Annotated in this window: 13 protein-coding genes and 8 pseudogenes; 5 read left to right on the top strand and 16 right to left on the bottom strand. The window is 56.1% G+C overall.

Going from position 1 to position 22686, the window contains the following annotated elements; genetic code table 11:
- The first annotated feature begins 76 nt into the window (after nucleotides 1-76).
- The 4 genes and pseudogenes from argB (at nucleotide 77) to slmA (ending at nucleotide 2310) form a co-directional block, all read left to right on the top strand.
- A pseudogene (argB, locus tag JCM2850_RS17295) lies at nucleotides 77-960 on the top strand (acetylglutamate kinase).
- Nucleotides 961-1052: 92 nt separating this feature from the next.
- Nucleotides 1053-1238: an HAD family hydrolase gene (locus JCM2850_RS23810; RefSeq protein ID WP_369384829.1), complete on the top strand. Its 186-nt coding sequence runs from the start codon at nucleotides 1053-1055 to the stop codon at nucleotides 1236-1238.
- A gap of 86 nt (nucleotides 1239-1324) precedes the next feature.
- Nucleotides 1325-1687 carry an HAD-IA family hydrolase gene (locus tag JCM2850_RS23805; RefSeq protein ID WP_369384828.1) on the top strand — a complete coding sequence of 121 codons (363 nt, stop codon included), beginning with the start codon at nucleotides 1325-1327 and terminating at the stop codon, nucleotides 1685-1687.
- A gap of 44 nt (nucleotides 1688-1731) precedes the next feature.
- Complete coding sequence (slmA, locus tag JCM2850_RS05275; RefSeq protein WP_025870282.1) at nucleotides 1732-2310, top strand: nucleoid occlusion factor SlmA; 579 nt, start codon at nucleotides 1732-1734, stop codon at nucleotides 2308-2310.
- Nucleotides 2311-2391: 81 nt separating this feature from the next.
- Here the strand turns inward: slmA and JCM2850_RS22450 are convergent.
- From JCM2850_RS22450 to JCM2850_RS05245, 6 genes and pseudogenes are all read right to left on the bottom strand, one after another.
- Nucleotides 2392-4657: pseudogene (locus tag JCM2850_RS22450) on the bottom strand (TonB-dependent siderophore receptor).
- Nucleotides 4658-5106: 449 nt separating this feature from the next.
- Nucleotides 5107-6192: a FecR domain-containing protein gene (locus JCM2850_RS05265; protein WP_148301200.1), complete on the bottom strand. Its 1086-nt coding sequence runs from the start codon at nucleotides 6190-6192 to the stop codon at nucleotides 5107-5109.
- A 14-nt stretch (nucleotides 6193-6206) separates the two neighbouring features.
- On the bottom strand, nucleotides 6207-6767 hold the full coding sequence (locus JCM2850_RS05260) for a sigma-70 family RNA polymerase sigma factor (RefSeq protein ID WP_025870278.1): 561 nt from the start codon (nucleotides 6765-6767) through the stop codon (nucleotides 6207-6209).
- 105 nt (nucleotides 6768-6872) lie between these two features.
- On the bottom strand, nucleotides 6873-8120 hold the full coding sequence (locus JCM2850_RS05255) for a multifunctional CCA addition/repair protein (protein WP_025870276.1): 1248 nt from the start codon (nucleotides 8118-8120) through the stop codon (nucleotides 6873-6875).
- A gap of 16 nt (nucleotides 8121-8136) precedes the next feature.
- A pseudogene (locus tag JCM2850_RS17280) lies at nucleotides 8137-9104 on the bottom strand (complex I NDUFA9 subunit family protein).
- 86 nt (nucleotides 9105-9190) lie between these two features.
- Nucleotides 9191-11185 carry a transglycosylase SLT domain-containing protein gene (locus tag JCM2850_RS05245; protein WP_234406104.1) on the bottom strand — a complete coding sequence of 665 codons (1995 nt, stop codon included), beginning with the start codon at nucleotides 11183-11185 and terminating at the stop codon, nucleotides 9191-9193.
- A gap of 64 nt (nucleotides 11186-11249) precedes the next feature.
- Between JCM2850_RS05245 and JCM2850_RS21580 the strand changes: the two genes are divergently transcribed.
- The gene (locus JCM2850_RS21580) at nucleotides 11250-11411 is read left to right on the top strand and encodes a hypothetical protein (protein WP_159105128.1); all 162 of its coding nucleotides are present in this window, start codon (nucleotides 11250-11252) and stop codon (nucleotides 11409-11411) included.
- A 42-nt stretch (nucleotides 11412-11453) separates the two neighbouring features.
- Here JCM2850_RS21580 and lpxC read toward each other — a convergent pair whose 3' ends face one another.
- The 10 genes and pseudogenes from lpxC to murD form a co-directional block, all read right to left on the bottom strand.
- Entirely contained in the window at nucleotides 11454-12383 is a 930-nt protein-coding gene (gene lpxC / locus JCM2850_RS05235; RefSeq protein WP_025870271.1) for a UDP-3-O-acyl-N-acetylglucosamine deacetylase, read from the bottom strand.
- Between the two features lie 179 nt (nucleotides 12384-12562).
- Complete coding sequence (gene ftsZ, locus JCM2850_RS05230) at nucleotides 12563-13726, bottom strand: cell division protein FtsZ (protein ID WP_025870269.1); 1164 nt, start codon at nucleotides 13724-13726, stop codon at nucleotides 12563-12565.
- 106 nt (nucleotides 13727-13832) lie between these two features.
- Nucleotides 13833-15070 (bottom strand): annotated as a pseudogene (gene ftsA, locus JCM2850_RS17275) (cell division protein FtsA).
- A gap of 25 nt (nucleotides 15071-15095) precedes the next feature.
- Nucleotides 15096-15827: a cell division protein FtsQ/DivIB gene (locus JCM2850_RS05220; protein ID WP_025870267.1), complete on the bottom strand. Its 732-nt coding sequence runs from the start codon at nucleotides 15825-15827 to the stop codon at nucleotides 15096-15098.
- Complete coding sequence (locus JCM2850_RS05215) at nucleotides 15817-16725, bottom strand: D-alanine--D-alanine ligase (protein ID WP_025870265.1); 909 nt, start codon at nucleotides 16723-16725, stop codon at nucleotides 15817-15819. Before JCM2850_RS05215 ends, JCM2850_RS05220 begins: the two co-directional genes overlap by 11 nt.
- Nucleotides 16722-17605: pseudogene (gene murB, locus JCM2850_RS17270) on the bottom strand (UDP-N-acetylmuramate dehydrogenase). Before murB ends, JCM2850_RS05215 begins: the two are co-directional and overlap by 4 nt.
- Nucleotides 17605-19050, bottom strand: a complete 1446-nt coding sequence (gene murC, locus JCM2850_RS05205; protein ID WP_025870263.1) for a UDP-N-acetylmuramate--L-alanine ligase — start codon at nucleotides 19048-19050, stop codon at nucleotides 17605-17607. Before murC ends, murB begins: the two are co-directional and overlap by 1 nt.
- Nucleotides 19047-20113, bottom strand: a pseudogene (gene murG / locus JCM2850_RS17265) (undecaprenyldiphospho-muramoylpentapeptide beta-N-acetylglucosaminyltransferase). Before murG ends, murC begins: the two are co-directional and overlap by 4 nt.
- Nucleotides 20110-21272, bottom strand: a pseudogene (gene ftsW, locus JCM2850_RS17260) (putative lipid II flippase FtsW). Before ftsW ends, murG begins: the two co-directional pseudogenes overlap by 4 nt.
- A pseudogene (murD, locus tag JCM2850_RS17255) lies at nucleotides 21272-22676 on the bottom strand (UDP-N-acetylmuramoyl-L-alanine--D-glutamate ligase). The pseudogenes ftsW and murD overlap by 1 nt, the downstream one beginning before the upstream one ends.
- Nucleotides 22677-22686: the final 10 nt, after the last annotated feature.

Here is a 22686-nt window from a genome sequence, read left to right as displayed (position 1 = left end):
TGCGCCTGCCACATGATTTTCACAGGTTTGCGGTTAAAATAGTCCCATATCCAACTTGTTATCCAGAATCCGCCTTATGCTCAACGAAACCACTGCTGCCCAGAAAGCCCAGACCCTTGCCGAAGCCTTGCCCTATATCAAGCGCTTTTTCGACAAGACCATCGTCATCAAATACGGCGGCAACGCCATGACCGACCCCCACCTCAAGGAATGTTTTGCCAGCGATGTTGTGCTGCTCAAACTGGTCGGCATGAACCCTGTGGTCGTGCACGGCGGCGGCCCACAGATCAATGAGCTGCTGGACAAGCTGGGCAAGAAAGGTGAATTTATCCAGGGCATGCGCGTCACCGACGAAGAAACCATGGATATTGTTGAAATGGTGCTGGGCGGCCAAGTCAACAAGGAAATCGTGCACCTGATCAACCGCAATGGCGGCAAGGCCGTGGGCCTGACTGGTCAGGATGGCAACTTTATCCATGCGCGCAAACTGCTGGTGCAGGATAAAGAACATCCAGAAAACTATATCGACATCGGTCAGGTCGGTGATATCAGTGGCATAGACCCCAGCCTGATCCAGTTCCTCGACAGCGGTGATTTCATTCCTGTGATCGCGCCCATAGGCGTAGGTGCCGACGGCCAAACCTACAACATCAATGCCGATGTGGTAGCAGGCAAGCTGGCTGAAGTGCTGGGCGCAGAAAAACTGATTCTGCTGACCAACACGCCTGGCGTACTCGACAAGGCAGGCAATCTGCTGACCGGACTTACTCCCAAGCAGATTGACGACCTAGTGGCCGATGGTACCTGTCGGGCGGTATGCTGCCCAAGATTAGTTCTGCCTTGGATGCCGCACGTAGTGGTGTTAAATCCGTGCACATCATTGATGGTCGCGTTGAACATGCCCTGCTGCTGGAAGTGTTGACTGATGCAGGGGTGGGTACGCTGATTACTGCCAAGTAATCACGACAGATACACAGGCTTTGCAAAGTCCCACAGAGTGGCATCAAGTAAGCCCCTACTCTCAGGCTTTGCCTGTGCCGCAAGATTTTGGCATGAATAACAAGATTTGGCTTTTTGACCTCGACAATACGCTGCATGATGCGGATGCCGAGGTCTTTCCACGTCTGCATGTGGAGATGACGCGCTACATCATGTCTGAACTGGACATGGCGGAAGAAGCCGCCACACTGCTCAGGCAGCATTACTGGCGCATCTATGGCGCCACGCTCAAGGGCTGATACGGCATCATAGGGTGCACCCGCATCATTTTCTGCAAACCACACACCAACTCGACGATTTACATCTCCTGGTACGCAAGGTAAAAATGCTCAGACACACCTTGCAGCAACTCCCTGGGCGTAAGGTAGTATTCACTAACGCGCCGATGACATATGCCAAAAGAGTGTTAAAATTGCTCGCGATTGATGATGTGTTTGATCAGGTATTCAGCGTGGAATCCTCAGGTTTCCACCCCAAACCTGCCCTGCGTGGTTTCCAGCATTTGCTGCAGACCCTGAATGTGAGGCCGGGGCGCTGCATACTGGTAGAAGATACTTTGTCTGCACTGATGACTGCCAAGCGCCTGGGCATGAAAACCATCTGGGTATCGCCCAAGCCCAAGCGCCCCAGCTATGTAGATATCCGCATTTCCAGCGTACTGGAATTACGGCAGCAAGGGCTGGCATAAGCATCAAGTAGAACCATAAATAATTAGCATGAATGAGGTGAGAAATGGCTTTGAAACCTGGAGAACGCAAACAGCAAATCCTGGAAACCCTGGCAAAAATGCTGGAATCCCCCAAGCGCGAAAAGATCACCACGGCCTCGCTGGCGGCCAGGCTGGAAGTCAGTGAAGCGGCACTTTACCGCCACTTCCCAAGCAAGGCCCGCATGTTTGATGGGCTGATTGAATTCATAGAGCAAACCCTGTTTGGCCTGATCAACAAGATCACCACCGAAGAAACCGAAGGCCTGCGCCAGGCACGCCGTATTGTCACCATCCTGTTGTTGTTCGCGGAGAAAAACCACGGCATGACGCGCGTGCTGATTGGCGATGCATTGGTGAACGAAGATGCCAGCCTACAAAACCGTATCAACCAGTTGTTTGACCGCATAGAGTCCACCCTCAAGCAAAGCCTGCGCATCGCCGAGACGCAGACTGGCCGCAAGTTTGACCCGGAATCCCAGGCCAATCTGCTGATCTGTTTTGTGATTGGTCGCTGGCACCAGTTTGGCAAGAGCGGCTTCAAGCGCAAACCTATGGAATATGTGCAGCAGCAATTGACCTTGCTGTACGGGCTGGAAGAGTAATCTGCTCTTGTACTGCACCTAGCCAGTGTTTGAATAAAAAGCCCCGCACTGCGGGGCTTTTTGCTGCTTGCGTCCTGGTGCTTACTTCAAGCGCGGACTATAACGCAGCGTCAGCATCACACTGCTGGGCTCGCCGTAATAGTTGTTACTGCCTGTACTATTGTAGGAAGGCACAAAATAGCGTTTATCGAACAGGTTATTGGCATTGAGTGACAACAACAGCTCCGGGTTAAGCTGGTAAGCCACCCTGGCATTCCATACCGCAAAGCCGGGAATCTCAAAAACATTGTCATAGCTTACGACATGGCTCTGCATATTGACGCCAGCTGCCAGCGTCAGCTTGTTGAATTGCCCAGGTAGTTGATAGCTGGCCCAGACCTTCAATAGATGTTTAGGCGTCCAGGTGCTGAAAATGCTGCCCTGATTGACCGGATCACTGAGGAACTTGGTGGTGTTATAGGTATAGCCAGTGAACACTTGCAATCTAGCAACAACTCGCCATTGATTTCAGCCTCTACCCCCTGGCTACGCACCTCACCTGCCGCCTTGGAGCAATAGCCCGTGCCGCAGACCATGCCTGCGGCATAATCCAGCACGGCACGGTTTTCATGATCGTAGCGGAACACCGCCAGCGAGCTGGTCAGCCTGCCATCGGCAAACTCACCCTTGATCCCTGCCTCGTAATTGCTGCCTATCACTGGCTCCAGCACAGAGCCGCTAACAGTACGTGCACTTTGGGTTTCAAAAACATCGGTATAACTGCCATACACCGACCAGGCATCATTGAGGCATATACCAGACCCAGATAAGGCGTAAAGCGGCCGTTGCCTTGTTCCACGCTTGGCGTGGAGCCAGGTTGAGCATAACTTTGTTTGTACCAGCTATTGCGTCCGCCTATGGTGGAGGTCAGATTGTCGCTCCACTTGGTACGCAGCGTGGTATAGACCCCGGTTTGGCGCGTGTTGTATTCACTCTCTACGCGCACGCCACCCGCGGCGATGCTGTCAAAGTTTTCCCAAGCTCGGTGATTGTTCAGATTGAAGATATTGGCCCCTGATGTCCATCGGCGCGCATAGGCATCCTCAGTTTGATAGTTGGCATAATTGGCACCCAATACCAGCTCATGCTGCAAGCCAGCCGCGGCAAAATTGCCTTGCACAAACATATCCAGGCCACGACTGCGGCCGTGGAAATCCACTGCAAAATCGCCATAGCGCACACCAGAACCATCATTGGCGACTGCCCCGGCAGCGCGCTGATGCACATTTTCATTATCTTCGGTCATGCTGGTCGCACTCAGCTTATAACGCCACTGCGCATTAAACTGATGCGTCAGGTCGGCATAAAGCGTGGTTTGCGTATTGCTGGCGCGGTTCCAGGTGGCGCCCGTAAAAGTCGAGCGCGACAAACCAATATCATTGCCATTGGCATAACGCGGGAAACCCACAAAACTGGGGCGCGACTGATTATCCAGATGGCTGATGCCTACACCCAGCACCGTATTGGCACCCAGATCAAAATCCAGGGCGGCATAGGCAGTCTGGTTTCTATGCCAGACATAATTGATATAAGAGCCAGCCCTGTCCTCATCCAGCACCAGACGGCCGCGTACCGAGCCATCGGCATTCAGCGGGCCGCCTACATCCAGCTGCACACCGTACTGATCCCAGGAACCTGCCTTGGCCTGCAGGCTGAGCGTATGTTCGGCCTGACCGCGCTTGCGCACGAAATTGATCGCACCACCCGGGCTGCCTGTGCCTTGCAACAGACCCGCAGCCCCACGCAACACTTCAACGCGGTCATACATGGCCAGGGTGTCCTGGCTCCAGTTGCCCAGTGAATACATATTGCGCACCAGCGGCACACCGTCATATTGCATGGTGTTGATCTGGAAGCCGCGTGAACTGATGACAGTACCAGCACCCACACCACGCGTCGCTACCAGCCCGGTGATATTGTCGACGGCGTCAGTGAGATCCACCAGGCCTTGGTCATTCATGCGCTGGCGTGTCAGCACGCTGACCGACTGCGGAATATCCTTGAGCGCCTGCTCGCCCTTGCCTATGGTGACTACTGGCGAGGCATAAGAAGCCGTACCATCGGTAGTGGCACTGCGACGTTCGCTCTTGGCCACCACCGCCACCTCGGGCAAGCTACCTTGCTGTGGCGCATGGTTGGCGGCAGGCGTGTTACCCGCCTGTTCCACCCGCTTCAAGCCATAGCTGCCTGGCTCGTTTTCTACCAGGCTCAAGCCTGTGCCCAGCAGCGCCTGTTCCAGCGCCTGACGTGGCGTGTAGTTGCCACTGACCGGGCTGGAAGTTTTGCCTGCTACCAGGCTGGCCTCCACACTCAAGGTGATCTTGGCCGCATGGGAAATCTGATTCAGAGTGCTGGACAGTGACGCTGCTGGCAGCGCATAAGGCTGCACCGCAGATGTGGCAACAGTACTTGCTGCATAGGCATTAAAGCTTGGGCTGGCGGCAGTTGCCAGCAACAAGGCGGCAACGATAGGCCTCAGCCTGGCAATGCCAGGCTGAGAGTTTGCTGGTGCAATGGATGGTAATACAGTATTTCGCAATGGATTCCCCTTGGTTCAATCTGAGCATCTAGAAGCAGCGCTCTTTTCTGCTTGCCGAACCAGATAAAAAAAGTGAGAGGGGGTGCAAATAATATTTATTGCGATCTACTGTGGTGAGAACACCAGCCAGCGAAGACTCAATTGGCTAATGAGCTAAGCCATGAGACTAATGCATGAGGCTAAGGCATGAACTTAAGACTGCGCGCTGAGACATGAGGCTAAGGCTTGATATTGGTAGCCGCTGGCTCGCGCTTTTGCGCAAAGCCTATGTCTTTAAGCGGGGCAAAGCTGATCCAGAACTGACCTAGTTTCTGTACACGCACAGGCAGGGCCGCACCCAGTGCATGCACGGCAAAATCAATATCATCCACAGGGAAAGTGCCGCTGATGCGCAGGTCTGCCACTTCCGGGCTGACCTTGAGGTAGCCCAGGTGATAGCGTCCCAGTTCTGCCACTACATCGCCCAGGGTAGCGTTTTCTACCACCAGCATGCCATCCTTCCAGGCGTCTATGAATGGCGGGCTGGGCAATGCCGGGGTCAGACTGCGCGCCCCCATGATCATGGATTGACCTTCCTCCAGCAATTGCTGCCCTTCGCAGGGATCTGCGGGCACCGCCGTGCAATAGGCAGGCCTGACCAGCACGGCTGACTCGGTAACACTGACCAGGCTGGACTCGCCCGCCAGCGTTCGCACCACAAAGCGCGTACCCAGCGCCTGCATGCTGCCCGCAGGCGTTACAACCACCAAGGGTCGGCTTTCCTGCGCACTGTGTCCGGTTTCAACTTCTATTTCACCCTCGCGCAAGATAATGGTGCGCTGCTGCTCATCGTAGGCCAGGTCAACCGCACTGCGGGTATTGAGACGGATGACAGTATTGTCTTCCAGCACCACCAGCTTGCGCTCACCCTGCACCGTCTGGAAATCCGCCAATATATGCGCCAGAGGGAGGTATTGATCGAGCAGGGCCAAGCCCGCGCACAACATGGCCAGCATACCTAGCGAGCCTGCCATGCGCTTCAGCCGCTGCGATTTGATTGGGCGCGTCAATATGCTGCGCACAGCACCAGCCTCGGCAGGCAACAGCGCCGCATCCAGGCTGGCCAATTGCTGCCAGGCGCGCACATGATCAGGATGGGCAGACAGCCAGAACTCCAGCGCCAACGTATCGCGCTCCGTGGCCTCACCTGAACTCATGCGTACCTGCCAATCAATGGCTTGATCCAGTACGCGTCTAGAGACTGGCTGGTTGGAAACTGCCTGGCTGGAAACAGAAGAGTCAGGCTGATTGGAAACGGTGGTCACTGGCAACAATAGCTTTAAAGGGATTCACTAGGCACCGCAGGCAGCGCCTGACTGACCTCACCAGGCTCAGCTGTGCCGAAACGTAGAATATAAGCCTGGCGTGCGGCACGGGCGAGATATTGCCGCACCCGGGGTACAGACACGTCCATCAACTCGGCAATGTCGGCATGCTTGAGACCATCCAGTCGGCTATAAAGCCAGGCTTGCCTGACTCTGGGGCTTAGGCCATCCAGCATCTGGTCCATTTCCTGCAACAATTGCAAGGCTTGCAGTCTTTGCTCGGGAGAAGGTTGCAAGGCTTCGGGCAGCGCGGCCAACTCCGCCAGATAGGCACGCTCTAGATCGGCACGGCGGAAGAAATCCACCATCAGACGCTTGGCGATAGTGGTGAGATAGGCTCTGGGTTCCAGAATCTGTTGCAGAGGGCGCTCATTTTCAGCGGCCAGCACCCGGACGAAAGTGTCCTGGGCAATATCAGCGGCCTGCTCCGGGCAGCCCAGCTTTTTGCGCAACCAGCTTTGCAACCAATGATGGTGCCCACGATACAGGGTTTGAAAATGGCCAGGCTGAGTCATGGAGCGCAGTTTGATATGGGCAAGGGCATGCCTCAAGGCACGCACAAAATTGAGAATGGTTCTCATTTTATCACCTCCCTTTATTCCTGACCAGCCTGTAGACCATCAGCCGCTTCCACCAGTCACACTCTGGCTCAGCGGAAACTGATAGTGTTGTTCCATGGTGTGCACCCTGGCGGCAAACACGGCGTCCTTGATGCGACTGGGGTCAGTTTGCGCCTGGGCAATCGCCCCGGCATCCACAGATTGCACTAGCTTGAGTATATCCAACAACAACTGAAAATAGGGCAGTTCCTGTTGCTCAAAGCCCGTGCGCCCGCGCGCATCGGCCTCACAGGCACTGAGAAAATCCTTGAAACGCTGCGGCTGGCGCAAGGCATCGGTTTCCTGTAAAAACGTCAGCACAGTGGCGGCGCGCATTTCACACACCTGATGCACTTTGCCATGAAAACGCGCCACCACCAGGCCCAAATCCTTGCAATCATTGGGCACGCGCATGCGTTTGACTACTTGCTGCAACAGCTTGACGCTGCGCTCCTCATGGCCGATATGGCGTGGCAATACATCTTTGGGGGTGGTGCCCTTGCCCAGATCATGCGTCAATGCGGCAAAACGGATAGGCAGGCTGAAGCCTTGTGCCGCAGCATAATCAATCACCAGCATGATATGCAGACCAGTATCGACTTCAGGGTGATATTTGGCGGTTTGCGGTACGCCAAACAGCTGATCCAGTTCTGGCAGTATGCGCTGCAAGGCACCGCAGGCACGCAGCACCTCAAACATGCGGCTGGGCTTGGCTTCCATCAGCCCACGGGCCAACTCCTGCCAGACACGCTCAGGCACTAGGGCATCTACCTCGCCCTCCTCCACCATCTGCCGCATCAACGTCAAGGTTTCATCGGCCAGGGTAAAGTCGGTAAATCGGGCGGCAAAACGTGCTACGCGCAGTATACGTACCGGGTCTTCGCTGAAGGCGGGGCTGACATGGCGGAATACTCTGGCCTCGATATCCGCCAGGCCATGATAAGGGTCTATCAGTTGGCCATTCTCAGCTTCAGCAATGGCATTGATGGTGAGATCGCGGCGCGCAAGATCCTGCTCCAGCGTCACCTCCGGGTCAGCGTGGATAACAAAGCCTTTGTAGCCCTTGGCGGTTTTGCGCTCGGTACGGGCCAGCGCATATTCCTCATGGCTTTCGGGGTGCAAAAATACCGGAAAGTCCTTGCCCACAGGCCGATAGCCCAGCGCCACCATGGCTTCAGGCGTGCTGCCCACCACCACATGGTCTCTGTCCTTGACGGACAGGCCCAATAATCTATCCCTGACTGCGCCGCCTACCGTGTAGATCTGCATGCCGTATGGCTTTGCATTATGAGCGCCGCGTGAAACCGCGTCCGGCCAGGCTACGGAATCGGTCATAAGCACTGCGCGGGGTATCGCCAGCGAGGTACTCTGGTGCCTCGGCTTCCAGTGCAGTCAGGCTGTGACCATACAATTCGGTCATAGGCGCATTGCAGACGCTGTCGACTTCCATGCTGAGCAGGTTATCGCGCGTCATCAGCTTCAAGGGTAGCAGCTCCAGCGCATATGCCTGATAGTAGGAAAGCTTGTCGTTAAGGCCTATGATGCGGCGCTTTTTGCCCAGCAGGAAAGCCACAAAGGTAATCAGTTCACGCAGTGTATACACCTTGGGGCCACCCAGATCTATGCTGCGGCCATAGGTGCTGGTGTTTTCCAGCACACTCACCAGTGCCTGCGCCACATCCTCCACCCAGATAGGCTGGAACTTGGCATCAGGCTTGGCTACCGCAACCACGGGCAAGAGTTTGACCACATTGGCAAACAGGCTGAGGAAGTGATCGCCACGGCCAAAAATGACGGAAGGACGGAACACGGTAACATCCAGTTCATCACGTCTGGCCAGTACTTCTGCTTCACCTGCGGCCTTGGAGCGCAGATAGGCGCTGCTGGAATTCAGCTCGGCCTTGAGCGCGCCCAAATGTAGCAGGCGACGCACGCCCTGCTTGCAGCAGATATCCGCTACGCGGCGTGGCAGCTCTACATGCAGGCGCTCAAAACTGGCTTCTGCTGAATCATGCAGAATACCTACCAGATTAATCACGCGTCCTGGCCATGAATCTGGCCAGACAAGGCCGTATCACTAAAGATATCGCACTCTACAACCTGTACATTGGGCAGCAGGATCAAGTGCTTGCTGCTCTCGCGCCTGCGCGTCAGCACCTTGACGTCATAGCCAGCATTGCTGAGCCTGTGCACCACCGCACTGCCGACAAAACCGGAGCCACCCAGTACACATATTTGTCTGATACGTTGCATCGCTTTCCCTTCTCCTGCCAGTTTGTACCGGCTTCATCTTATTGACTCTGGCAACAAGTGCTGACTGACCATGCCTTGTTCCGAGTTTAGTCTTCTTCTGCACTCACCGCACTGCCTATGCCAGGCACAGTGCCCAAACGTTCTTTCAGACTCTGTTTCTTGGTGCCCAATTGCTGGGAATAATAGTAAGAATTCCCCAGCACCTTCTTCACATAATCCCGCGTCTCGCTGAACGGAATGGTCTCGGCATAAATTGCGCCTTCCAGTGGTTTGTCAGAAGCCCAGCGTCTGGGGCGTCCTGGCCCGGCGTTATAGGCCGCAGTGGCCATCAGCGCCTGGTTGTTCATCTGGTCCATGGTATAGCGCAGATAATGCGTACCAAAACGCAGATTGGTATCCAGCTGGTTAATCATGGCAGGTTTGTAATCGCCCATGCCTAGGCGCTTGGCTATCCACTGCGCCGTGGCAGGCATCACCTGCATCAGGCCGGAAGCCCCTGCCACCGATTTAGCCCAACTGACAAAACGGCTTTCCTGGCGTATCAGGCCATAGACCCAGGCTTCATCCAGGCTATTCTCAGCCGCATAACCCTGCATGATGTCGCGATAGGGCGTGGGGTAGCGCAGGCCAAAATCATGCAGCAACTTGGTGCGGTCTGAAGTACTGATGGCAACATCGTACCAACCTTCCTTGAAGGCCAGCTCGGCAACAGCAATCAACTGCTTGTCATCAAAATTACTGGTGGCTAGCTGCCATTCTGCGCGTGACTCGGTACGCATTTCAAGCCTGCGCAAGGCCAGTGCTCGCTGTATACCTGGCACTTCCAGCGCCAGGCGCAAGTCCTCGGCGCTGGCTTTATACACCGCCACCGGGGCTTCAAGCACATCGCCCATTTCCTCTTCGGCCAACAGACCGTAATAACTGTTTTCGCGCGCCAGTTTCACCAGGATTAAATTGGCCGCCACCAGCTGTTTCTGTTCCTTGAGCGCGCGCGCTTTCCAGTATTGCCACACCAGCTCATCACGCTGGCTTTCCGGCATTTGCGCTATCGCAGTTTGCAGAGCCTTCCAGTCTGTGGCACGCATGGCGGCACGTGCGCGCCATTCGAGTTGTTCCTTGTCCAGACTGGCATTGCCCGCACGCTCAAAATAGCTCAGCGCCATGGGGTCATGCTTGCGCGCCGCATGCAGCGCAAAGCGGCCCCAGAAGTAATCGCGATCTGCAACTTCAAAACTTTTGTGCAGCTTTTCCCAATGATCCAGCGCTAGCGCTGGCTGGGTGCGGCTCAAGCGCTCCAGTGCAAACAGGTTAAGCTCTTTGCCTAATTTGCTATTGAGGCTGATCTGGCGCTTTTCCAGCACCTGTTGTGGGTTCTGGTAAACCTTGTCCAGGAGTTTCTGGTTGGCCTTGTCAAAACCAGGCAGGCGTTGCAGCACGGTTTTGGCCACGGTGATCTTGGCCCCCTGCAGCAAAAGCCGAGTACGCGCCCAGATATCTTCCTCACGCAACACACCGCCCTTTTGCAAGCGATCAAATACCGCCTCACAGTTGGCGGGTAATTCATTGGCACTCAGCCACAAGGCTTTGCCATCCAGCACCGCGGATTCCAGCCCTTGCTGTATGCCACCATCGGCGGCATAGCAGCTTACGGCTAGGTCTTCGCGCTTGAACTTGGGATACTCTTCAAAGAAAGTCTCCCAATCCCCGCGTCTGGCCAGCGATTTCAGCCATTCGCCACGCACGCGGTCGGCAAAAGGCAGATCCTGATAGCGGTTGAGGAAATCACGCACGCTGGTTTTGTCAGCCTGGCTCAGATTGAGCAGCATCAACCAATAATCGGCATAGGGGGCAAGGATGTATTGCTGCGACTGCAGGCTTTGCAGTGCCGAGGCCAGCGCCGCCTGGTTACGCGTGTTATAGGCAGTGCGGGCATTGAGGAATTGATCGTCGGGGCTGGCAGCCAAGGCCAGGCTGGCACTGAAGGTAGAACCTACTAGCACAGACACCACGCCAGCCTGCACGCGCGCACGTATTGACGCAGCCTTCAACTGTTGTGGCATTGATTCGAGTACGGATGCCAAGACGCGATTGCCAAGCTTAGTTAACCACATTGCAAAATACCCACACAAAACCCTTGGAGCCAGCATGCAGCAGAACCGCTTGCTAGAAGAGAATGATACGCCCCATGGCGATCACGAGAGCGACTACCAACAACAAGACAAGACTAAACTTGGTAAGTTGCCAGGTGAATTTAAGATAACGCTTGTCACCAGAGATTACATAAACCCCAAACGAGACGGCCACTGAGATTAAACCCAGCACCAGGAGTATGCGCAGAACTAGCATGGGCTAGACGTATTGCAGTGCAGGCGGCAGGCCTATCGGGTTCTGGAAGGCATGGGGAGCTTCTTCGAACTTGTCGAAGGTGGCGTATTCCCAGGCCTCAGCATCTGCCAGCAAGGTCCGCAGCAATTGATTGTTCATGTAGTGACCCGCCTTGAAGGCGCTGAAGGCAGCAATCAAGGGGTGTCCAAGTACGTAGAGGTCGCCTATGGCGTCCAGCATCTTGTGTTTGACGAATTCATCGTCATAGCGCAAGCCATCGCTATTCAGTACACGGTATTCATCAAGCACGATGGCGTTATCCAGGCTACCACCACGGGCCAGCCCCATGGAGCGCAAGGCCTCAACTTCATGCATAAAGCCAAAGGTACGCGCACGACTGATCTCTTTGATATAGGAGTTGTCGGCAAAATCTATGCTCACACGCTGCCCGGTGTGTTCCACGGCAGGGTGATCGAATTCTATGGTGAAATCCAGTTTGAAGCCGAAATAGGGGTCGAAACGCACCCATTTATCGCCTTCGCGGTATTCCACGGGTTTTTTGATGCGGATGAATTTCTTCATCGCAGATTGTTCGACAATGCCAGCCTGTTGCAGAAGGAAAACAAAAGGCCCGGCACTGCCGTCCATGATAGGCACCTCGCCCGCATTGAGCTCGATGACTATATTATCTATGCCCAGCCCAGCCAGGGCAGACATCAGGTGTTCTATCGTGGCAACCCGCGCACCATTGCACTCCAGCGCAGAGCACAGCTTGGTGTCGGTGACGAGGTGAGGTTGCACCCGGAATTCCGCAGTCTCGGGCAGATCGACCCTGCGGAAGACGATGCCAGTGTCAGGCTGCGCCGGGCGCAAGGTCAGGGTAACCTTGTCGCCGGAATGCAAGCCCACACCAGTGGCGCTAATTGTCGTTTTCAGTGTTCTTTGCTTAAGCACTGTCGCCTCTCTTGCGAGAGCCCTCACTCATCAATAATTGCCAGATTATAACACGCGACGTCTGCACAGCCTGGCTTAAGCCAGCCCGCATAGAGGCCAGCATCAAGCCCGGTAAACTGGGCTGTGCCTGGGTCTTACTTGGGGTCAGATACAAGCCCGCACAAGACCCTACGCCACATTTAGTCTGCCTGCTTGCGCAGGAATGCAGGAATATCGTATTCCTCCACGCCAGACATCTTCATTGCTTCAACCTGTGCACGACGACCGTTGGAGCTGAAAACCGCAGGGCTTTCATCTTCCATGCCGCCTACATAGATAGGCTGGTTGGTCGTACCGTCACGCACCTGAGTCATCACACGCAGCTCTGGTTTTTGCTGACGGCGCGCTACCGCACCATTAAGGCCAGTGGCCACCATGGTCACACGCAAGCCATCACCAATCGACTCGTCAAAGACGTTACCGACGATCACAGTCGCATCTTCAGCGGTGAACTCCTTGATGGTGTTCATCACGTCGTAGTATTCCTTCATCTTGAAGGAAGTGCTGGCGGTAATGTTCACCAGTACGCCACGTGCATTCGCCAGATTCACATCTTCCAGCAATGGGCTGGCAACAGCCTGTTCAGCCGCGATACGGGCACGCTCACTGCCAGTGGCAGTCGCAGAACCCATCATGGCCATGCCCATTTCCGACATCACAGTGCGTACGTCGGCAAAGTCGACGTTGACCATGCCTGGGCAATTGATGATTTCGGCAATGCCGGACACTGCGTTATGCAACACATCATTGGCCGCGCGGAAGGCTTCGAGGAAGGGAACATCTTCACCCAGCACCTGCATCAATTTCTCATTAGGAATAATGATCAGAGAATCAACGTGCTTGGAAAGTTCTTCCAGACCTTCTTGCGCTACCTTGGTACGCTTGCCTTCAAACGAGAAAGGCTTGGTGACCACAGCCACGGTGAGGATACCCATTTCCTTGGCTACTTCGGCAATGATAGGTGCAGCGCCTGTACCAGTACCACCACCCATACCTGCAGTGATGAACAGCATGTCAGCGCCATCGATAATCTCAGCGATACGATCGCGATCTTCCAGTGCGGCTTCCCGGCCAATTTCTGGCTTGGCTCCTGCACCCAGACCCTTGGTGATATCTGTACCGATTTGCAGCACAGTTTTGGCGTTGCTCTTCTTCAGTGCTTGCATATCAGTATTGGCGCAAATGAATTCCACGCCGCCAACTTCCTTGGCAATCATGTGAGCCACGGCGTTACCACCGCAACCACCCACACCGATCACCTTGATCACAGCCTCTTGAGAGTCCCTGTCCATAATCTCAAACATTTTGAATCCTCCTAAAGTTACGTCTGCCTAAACTCGAAAAAACTTGCTCTATAACTACCTGTTCACGCTGTTACTACTTGTTCACGCTGGTTACTGCTAGATACCACTAAAAATTCCCCTGGAACCAGCTCTTCATCCGGCTAAATACCTGACTCAAAGAGTTGGATTCCATCTGGCCCTGGAACTGACGTTCCACCTGCTGCTTGCCCATCAGGACCAGACCCACTCCGGTGGCGTATCTTGGATTTCCCACCACCTCGGACAAACCTCCCACATTGCGCGGCATGCTAGGCGCACCGGCATATGGAATATTTCTTCACCCAGCTCCACCATGCCTTTCATCATGGAGGAACCGCCTGTAATGACGATGCCGGAAGCAATCATTTCTTCCATGCCGCTGCGACGCAGCTCGCCCAGGACAAATTCGTATAACTCAACCACGCGCGGCTCTATCACCTCGGCCAGGGTCTGCACCGAAAGCTGGCGTGGGTCGCGGCCATCTACACCAGGCACTTCTACCACTTCACGCGCATCTGCCAGCTGACGCAGCGCGCAGCCATGCTTGATCTTGATTTCTTCAGCCGATTGCGTAGGCGTGCGGAATGCCACCGCCACATCATTGGTGATCTGGTCACCCGCAATTGGCACCACAGCGGTATGGCGTATCGCGCCTTGTTTGAACACGGCGATATCGGTAGTACCACCACCTATATCCACCAGGCACACGCCCAATTCTTTTTCATCTTCAGTCAACACCGCCAGGCTGGAAGCCAGCGGTTGCAGAATCAGGTCACTGACTTCCAGGCCGCAGCGCTTGATGCACTTGACGATGTTCTGGGCCGCAGACACCGCGCCAGTGACGATATGCACCTTCACCTCCAGCTTCATGCCGCTCATACCCAGGGGTTCGCGCACATCTTCCTGGCCGTCGATAATGAATTCCTGGGTCAGGATATGCAGAATCTGCTGATCGGAAGGCAGGGCGATGGCTCTGGCAGTCTCAATCACGCGATCCACATCCATCTGCGTGACTTCGGCGTCCTTGATCTTGACCATGCCGTGCGAGTTCAGGCTCTTGATATGGCTGCCCGCGATGCCTGTGAACACCGTGCTGATCTTGCAATCAGCCATCAGCTCGGCTTCTTCCAGCGCACGCTGTATGGCCTGCACCGTGGAATCGATATTCACCACCACGCCTTTTTTCAAGCCGCGCGAGGTGTTCTGGCCCAGGCCTATGACCTTGAGGCTGCCCTCGGGCTGCAATTCGGCGACGATGGCCACTATCTTGGATGTACCAATATCCAGCCCGACAATGAGATTTTTATCTTCCCTGACCCTGCTCATTTATCTCTCCAATTTTCCATATTACTCAGGCTGCTCCTGTCTTGCGTTTGGGCGCTACCAGCTCAGGCTTGCGTACGGCAAAACCATTGGGGTAACGTAAATCTGCGTAACTAATCCCTACTCTCAGCCCACCCAGGGTGTGCTGATAAACGCTGGCAAATTTCTGCAGGCGTTGTTCCATCTGTTCCCTACCCAGTTCTATCACCAGGCCTTTATCTGTGGTGATCTGCCAGGCTCGGCGTGGTGTCAGTGCCAGTTGCGAAATCTTCATGCCCGCACCACCCGCCAGAATCTGGCTGAACTTGCCATAAAACTGCGCTACCTCTGCCACCCCATCACCCGGGCCGTAAAACACGGGTAAATCACTATCCGAAGCCGCATGGAACAATTCGCCATAGGTATTCACCAGCGCGATATTGCCCCAGCGTGCCAACTCATGTTGTTCCTCTATCACCACTTCCAGCTGGTCTGGCCAGCGCTTGCGCACACTGACTTTGCGGGCCCAGGGTAGCTTCTGGAAGGCATCGCGCGCCTGCACCACATCCACCGTGAAGAAATTGCCACGCAAGTGTCTGTCCACTATCCACTTGATCTGCTCGCGCGTAACGTGGCCTAGCTGCCCTTCCACGCGCACTTCCTTCAGCGGAAAAATAGGCAGATGCACCACCAGATACACCAGGCCGTACAAAAACATCACCGCTGCCAGCGCATTAAGAAAATTCGCGATCCAGTTAAGGACGCGCGGCTTATCCCACATGCGCCAACTCCAGCACTTGCAATACCAGTTGCTCAAAACTCAGGCCACGCGCTCTCGCCCCCATGGGCACCAGGCTGTGATCTGTCATGCCAGGCGAGGTATTCACCTCCAGGAAATAATGCTGCCCGGCTTCATCCATCAAAAAGTCCACCCGGCCCCAGCCCTGCGCGCCCAGCACACGGAAGGCCTGCAAGGCTTCTGCCTGTATCTTGGCTTCCTGCTCTGCATTCAAACCGCAAGGGCAGAGATATTGCGTGTCATCACGCAGATACTTGGCCTCATAGTCGTAAAACTCGTTGGCAGGCACTATGCGTATGATGGGCAAGGCCTCATCACCGAGTATGCCCACGGTATATTCGCCACCACCGACAAACTGCTCGGCGATGACTAAGGGGTCAGACTTGGCCGCCAACTCGTAAGCCGCCTTGAGTCCACCCGCGGTCTTGACCTTGCTGATGCCTATGCTGGAGCCTTCGTTGGCAGGCTTGACGAACAAGGGCAGACCCAGCCTGAGCTCTATGGCGTCAAAATCACTCTCTGCCGTGACCAGCTCGAACTCCGGCGTTGCCACGCCAGCCGCACGCCACAACAACTTGGTACGCCATTTATCCATACCCACGCTGGAGGCCATAACACCGCTACCGGTGTAAGGGATTCCCATCAGTTCCAGCGCACCTTGCAGTGTGCCGTCTTCACCGTAGCGGCCATGCAGGGCAATGAAAACGCGATCAAAGGCTTGCAGTTCATGCAAGGGGCGGTCGGCAGGGTCGAAGGCATGGGCGTCTACACCGCCTTTTTGCAGTGCAGCCAGTACGGCAGCGCCACTCTTCAGCGATACTTCGCGCTCGGCGGATTTGCCGCCCAACAACACCGCTACCTTGCCAAACCCACTACTCATGCTGCCTCTCCAATAATCCTGACTTCTTGTTGCAATCTAATACCGTGTTGCGCTTCTACCGTGTCACGCACATGCGCAATCAGGGCTTCTATCTCTGCTGCCTTGGCTTCACCCGTATTGACGATGAAGTTGGCATGTTTTTCCGACACTTGCGCACCGCCTATGCGGTAACCCTTGAGGCCGCTGGCCTCGATCAGGCGCGCCGCATGATCACCCTCAGGGTTACGGAACACCGAACCTGCATTGGGCAGGTTCAGGGGCTGGGTTGCCAGGCGCTTGGCCAGCAACTGCTTAATCTTGAATTCCGCCTCACTGGCCTCGCCTGTCACCAGGCTGAACCACGCGCCTACAAACCATTCATCCGCCACTGGCATGCCTACATGACGGTAAGCAGTTTCAAACTCCGCACGCTCACGCACATGCACTCGCCCTGCCTGTCCAAAGTCAGCACCTGCTGCACCACATCCCAGGTCTCGCCGCCATGGCAGCCTGCATTCATGGCTAGCGCCCCGCCCACTGTGCCAGGAATCCCGGCCATAAATTCTGCGCCATGCAGGTGCTGGCGCGCTGCAAACTTGGCGAGCTTGGCGCAGGTCACACCAGCTTCGGCAAACACTTGCTTATCGTCCATGCGCAAGCCTGTCAGCGCTGCATGCATCAGCACTACCGTGCCACGCACCCCAGCATCCCGCACCAGCAGGTTGGAGCCCAAGCCTATGAACACCAGCGGCTCCTGCTTATCCAGGCTGGAGAGAAAGCCACGCAGGTCTTCCAACCCGGCCGGAATATACAGACGCTCTGCCGGGCCACCGACACGCCAACTGGTGTAGCGTGCCAGCGGTTCATTCAGCAGCAGGCTGCCTGTGCTGGTCTGAACCATCACAGCTTTACCTCCTTAAGCGCAAACTGCGGTGCCTGGCTTGATGCCAATTCTTTGGCAAGTTCTTTGGTATGCGCCGCCACCTGGCCTATGGAACCCGCGCCCATGACGATGACCACATCACCATCCAGCGCCATATCGTGTATCGCCTGTGGCAATTCCTGCGGTGTTTCTACAAACAGAGGCTCCACCTTCCCCGCCACGCGTATCGCGCGCACCAGCGAGCGGCCATCGGCGGCCACTATGGGGGATTCACCTGCGGAATAGACTTCGGTCAGCAATACCACATCGGCACCCGATAGCACTTTGACGAAATCTTCAAAGCAATCACGCGTGCGGGTGTAGCGATGCGGTTGGAAGGCCAGCACTAATCGGCGTGCAGGGAAGGCATCGCGCGCAGCGGCGATCACTGCCTGCATTTCCACCGGATGGTGACCATAGTCATCTATCAGCGTGAAATGACCGCCAGTACGTGCAGGTACTTCGCCATAGCGCTCGAAGCGGCGACCCACCCCCTTGAACTCAGCCAGTGCCTTGATAATGGCCTGATCCGGCACGTTCAACTCACTTGCCACCGCAATCGCCGCCAGGGCATTGAGCACATAGTGGCGGCCAGGCAGATTGAGCGTGACATCAAAGGTAGTGGTCACGCCGTTGATGCGGCTCACGGTGAAGTGCATACGGCCAGCTTCGGCGCGCACATTGCTCGCGCGTATGCGCGCTTCCTCAGAGAAGCCGTAGGGCATCACCTGCTTGGATATCTGCGGCAGAATCGCACGTATATTGGGGTCATCGATACACACCACTGCCATGCCATAGAAAGGCAGGCGCTGCAGAAACTCGACAAACGCGCCTTTGAGGCGCTCGAAGTCATGACCATAGGTATCCATATGGTCAGCATCGATATTGGTGACCACGGAGATAATCGGCGTCAGGTGCAGGAAGGAAGCATCAGACTCATCCGCCTCGGCGACGATGTATTCACCACCGCCCAGGCGCGCATTGCTATTGGAAGCTTCTAAGCGGCCACCAATCACAAAGGTTGGGTCCATGCCTGCTTCTGCCAGTATGCTGGCGATCAGGCTGGTAGTCGTGGTCTTGCCGTGCGTCCCGGCCACGGCGATGCCCTGGCGGAAGCGCATCAGCTCGGCCAGCATCAGCGCACGCGGCACGATGGGGATGTTGCGCTCACGTGCAGCCACCACTTCAGGGTTATCTTCCTTGACCGCGCTGGATACCACCACCACATCGGCATCACCCAGATGTTCTGCGGCATGACCTTGCGACAATCTCGCGCCAAAGCCCGCCAGCCTGCGCGTGGTGGCATTATCGGCGAGATCAGAGCCGCTGACGCTAAAGCCCAGATTGAGCAGCACCTCGGCAATGCCGCTCATGCCTGAGCCGCCTATACCGACGAAGTGCACCTGTTTGACCTTATGCTTCATCGCGCTACCTCCTCGCAGATGTTGGCTACGGTTGCTGTCGCCTTAGGCAGGCCCAGCGCTCTTGCCTTGATCGCCATGTCTAGCAGGCGCTCACGTGTCATGTCTTGCACTATGTTCACTACCACTTCTGTTGTGAGGTCACGCTGCTGCACCAGGAGGGCGGCACCGCCCTGCACCAGATAAGCAGCGTTATGGGTTTGATGATCGTCCACCGCGTGTGGGAATGGCACCAGCACGCTGCTACGCCAACGGCAGACAATTCGGCGATGGTCAGGGCACCCGCACGGCAGATCACCAGATCGGCCCAGGTGTACATCTCGGCCATATCATTGATAAAGGCGCGGGTATCAGCCACTACGCCAGCTTGGGCGTAATGCTGTTGCAGGGCTTCAATATGCTTAACCCCGGCTTGGTGAATAATCTGCGGGCGTGCGGCCTCTGGCAGACGCGCTATCGCTAGCGGCACCACTTCATTGAGTGCCTGTGCACCCAGGCTGCCGCCCAGCACCAACAGGCGCAACGGGCCTGAGCGTCCCGCAAGCCTGATCTCAGGCGCTGGCACACTGGCAATATCTTCACGCACAGGGTTACCTACCAGTGCGGCCTTGTTACCAAACGCACTGGGGAAAGCTGCCAGCACACGGCGGGCAAAATTAGCCAGGCTGCGATTGGTCAAACCAGCCACGGAATTCTGTTCATGTATTACTAGCGGCCTGCGCAGCAGCCAGGCCACCACACCACCAGGGAAAGCGGCAAAGCCGCCCATGCCCAGCACCACGGCAGGCTTGTATTCACGCATGGCGCCATAGCTTTGCGAAATCGCCACTGCCAGTTGCACAGGCAGCATCAGCCAGCGCTTGATGCCATTGCCGCGCACGCCACGCATGCGAATCACGGAAACCTCGTAAGGCTTGTCGGCGATCAAGCGGTTTTCCATGCCGCCTTCGGTTGCCAACCACACTACGCGCCAGCCCTTGGCGCGCAGATAATCTGCCACCGCCATCGCCGGGTAGACATGACCGCCAGTGCCGCCTGCCATCACCATCAGGGTTTTGTCGCTCATGCTGGCAACCCTTTCTGCACGCGGCGGTTTTCCCAATCTATGCGCAGCAAGATAGCCAGGGCGATGCAGTTGGCGAGAATGCCGCTACCACCAAAGGACAGCAGCGGCAGGGTCAGGCCCTTGGTGGGCAGCACACCCATGTTCACGCCCATATTGATAATACTTTGCACGCCTATCCACACACCTATGCCCTGCGCCAGCAGTGCCTGAAAGTAGCGTTCGTTATTGACGGCTTCCTTGCCTATGCGGAAGGCACGAATAATCAGCCAGGCAAACAGGCCTATCACCACTGCCACACCAAGGAAGCCCAGTTCTTCAGCAATCACCGCCATCAGAAAGTCGGTATGCGCTTCTGGCAGATAAAGCAGTTTTTCCACGCTGGCACCCAGCCCCACACCCAGCCATTCGCCACGGCCAAAGGCAATCAAGGCATGCGAAAGCTGGTAGCCCTTGCCGAAGGGGTCAGCCCAAGGGTCCATAAAGCCGATCACGCGCTGCATACGGTAAGGCGAGCTCCAGATCAGGCCAACGATGGCGACAGGCAGCAGCGCCAGCAAGCCGCCGAAGATGCGCCCATTGATGCCGCCCAGCCAGAGTATGGCCATGGAGATAGAGGCAATCACGCTGAATGCGCCAAAGTCAGGCTCGCGCAGCAACAGCCAGCCCACGACCACCATGACCATCACCATGGGCAGGAAGCCGCGCTTGATGCTATCCATCACCTCGGCCTTGCGTATGGTGTAATCGGCCACATAAATGGCGGCGAATAACTTCATGAATTCCGAAGGCTGCAAATTGATCACAAACAGCGACAGCCAGCGCTGACTGCCGTTAACGTTGCGGCCCACACCAGGTATCAACACCAGCACCAGCAGCAATAGCCCGGTAATAAACAGATAAGGCGCCATCTTCTGCCAGACCCGTGTGGGTATCTGGAAGGTAACAAAAGCCGCCGCCAGACTGATCACCAGGAAAATCGCATGGCGGAACAGGAAGTAGGTAGCTGATGCCCGGTCATTTTGTCGGCTTCTGCCAGCGCGATGGAGGCGGAATACACCATCACCAGACCTATGCCCAGCAGGATCAGCGTGACCCAGACCAAAGCCTGATCATAGGTGGAGGAAGACACCAGGCGTTCACGACCACTCAGCATATACATTATGCGTGGCCCTCCGCTGGTGACTGAGTCTTAGCCAAGGCCAGACTCGCCTGCACAAACACCTCGGCCCTGTGCACATAGTTGCGGAACATATCCAGGCTGGCGCAGGCAGGCGAGAGCAATACCGCATCACCAGTCTCAGCCAATTCATACGCCTGTTGCACAGCCTGCTCCAGACTCTCGGCATGCAGTGTGGGCACCTTGCTGCTTGCCAGCGCTTCTGCAATCAGCTTGGCATCGCGGCCTATCAGCACCAACGCACGCGCGTGAGCAATCACAGGCCCCAGCATGGGCGAGAAATCCTGGCCCTTGCCATCGCCACCTGCAATCAATACCAGCTTGCGCGCAAGACCACTAATGGCAGCGCAGGTTGCACCTACATTGGTGCCCTTGGAATCATCATAGAAATCCACACCTGCTACTTTGGTGACCCACTGCACACGGTGCGGCAGGCCCGTGAAATCGCGCAGCACTTGCAGCACGGCGGCCTCAGAGGCTGGCTCCTGCAACAAGCCCAGCACGCTGCATAGCGCCAAAGCTGCCAGTGCGTTGGCAGCATTGTGCAGCCCGGCAATTTTCAATTCAGCTACGGGCAACAATTTGCGCGAGCCTTGAGCGAGCCAAGTCTGGCCTGCATCTGTAAGCAGACCGAAATCCTGGGCATGCTCGCCCACTTGTGCGCCATCATTTGGCTCAGTGCCAAAAGTAATCGGGGTATGACCAGGCCGCGCCATGGCCAGGCTCCAGTCATCCTGCGATTCAGCACCTGCACCTCGGCCTGGCTGAAAATCCTGGCCTTGGCTGCGGCATAGGCTTTCATGCCAGGATATCTATCCATATGGTCTTCGCTGATATTCAGCACAGTGGCGGCATCCGCATGCAGGCTGGAAGTGGTTTCCAGCTGGAAGCTGGAGAGTTCCAGCACATAGACTTCAGCGCTGCCATCCAAAGCCTCAAGTACAGGCAGGCCGATATTGCCTGCCACCACGGTGCGCTTGCCTGCGGCCTTGCACATCTCACCCACCAGGGTAGTCACCGTGCTCTTGCCATTGGCACCTGTGATCGCAATCAGCTTGGCCGTGGGCGACCTATGCTGGGCAAACAATTCCACATCCCCCACCACGGGCACACCGCGCGCGATGGCAGCCTGGATTTGCGGCTCAGCCAGCGCTACACCTGGGCTAGCCACGATAATCTCGGCATCCGCGAAGCTCTCCTGCTGAATGCGCCCAGGTAAATGGCAACGCCGGGGAACTCGCGCTGCACGGCTTCCAGACCTGGCGGCAGTTGGCGGCTATCGGCAACGGACAGCAGGGCACCCTGGCGCTTGAGCCAGCGCAATGCCGAAAGCCCGGTATCACCGAGCCCCAGCACCAACACCTTTTTGTCCTTGAGTTGCAGCATAGTGTCTTCT

This window comes from Methylobacillus glycogenes JCM 2850 (assembly GCF_000617925.1).
Taxonomy (GTDB): Bacteria; Pseudomonadota; Gammaproteobacteria; order Burkholderiales; family Methylophilaceae; genus Methylobacillus; species Methylobacillus glycogenes.
The sequence above is the reverse complement of the archived record's forward strand: the minus strand, read 5'-3'. Positions and strand labels throughout refer to the sequence as shown.

Coding starts and splice junctions, on each gene's coding strand:
- JCM2850_RS23810 (WP_369384829.1), top strand. CDS start 1,053: ATGAATAACAAGATTTGGCTTTTTGACCTCGACAATACGCTGCATGAT.
- JCM2850_RS05220 (WP_025870267.1), bottom strand. CDS start 15,827: ATGTGGGATAAGCCGCGCGTCCTTAACTGGATCGCGAATTTTCTTAAT.
- slmA (WP_025870282.1), top strand. CDS start 1,732: ATGGCTTTGAAACCTGGAGAACGCAAACAGCAAATCCTGGAAACCCTG.
- JCM2850_RS05260 (WP_025870278.1), bottom strand. CDS start 6,767: ATGACTCAGCCTGGCCATTTTCAAACCCTGTATCGTGGGCACCATCAT.
- JCM2850_RS21580 (WP_159105128.1), top strand. CDS start 11,250: ATGCAGCAGAACCGCTTGCTAGAAGAGAATGATACGCCCCATGGCGAT.
- JCM2850_RS23805 (WP_369384828.1), top strand. CDS start 1,325: ATGCTCAGACACACCTTGCAGCAACTCCCTGGGCGTAAGGTAGTATTC.
- murC (WP_025870263.1), bottom strand. CDS start 19,050: ATGAAGCATAAGGTCAAACAGGTGCACTTCGTCGGTATAGGCGGCTCA.
- ftsZ (WP_025870269.1), bottom strand. CDS start 13,726: ATGTTTGAGATTATGGACAGGGACTCTCAAGAGGCTGTGATCAAGGTG.
- JCM2850_RS05255 (WP_025870276.1), bottom strand. CDS start 8,120: ATGCAGATCTACACGGTAGGCGGCGCAGTCAGGGATAGATTATTGGGC.
- JCM2850_RS05215 (WP_025870265.1), bottom strand. CDS start 16,725: ATGAGTAGTGGGTTTGGCAAGGTAGCGGTGTTGTTGGGCGGCAAATCC.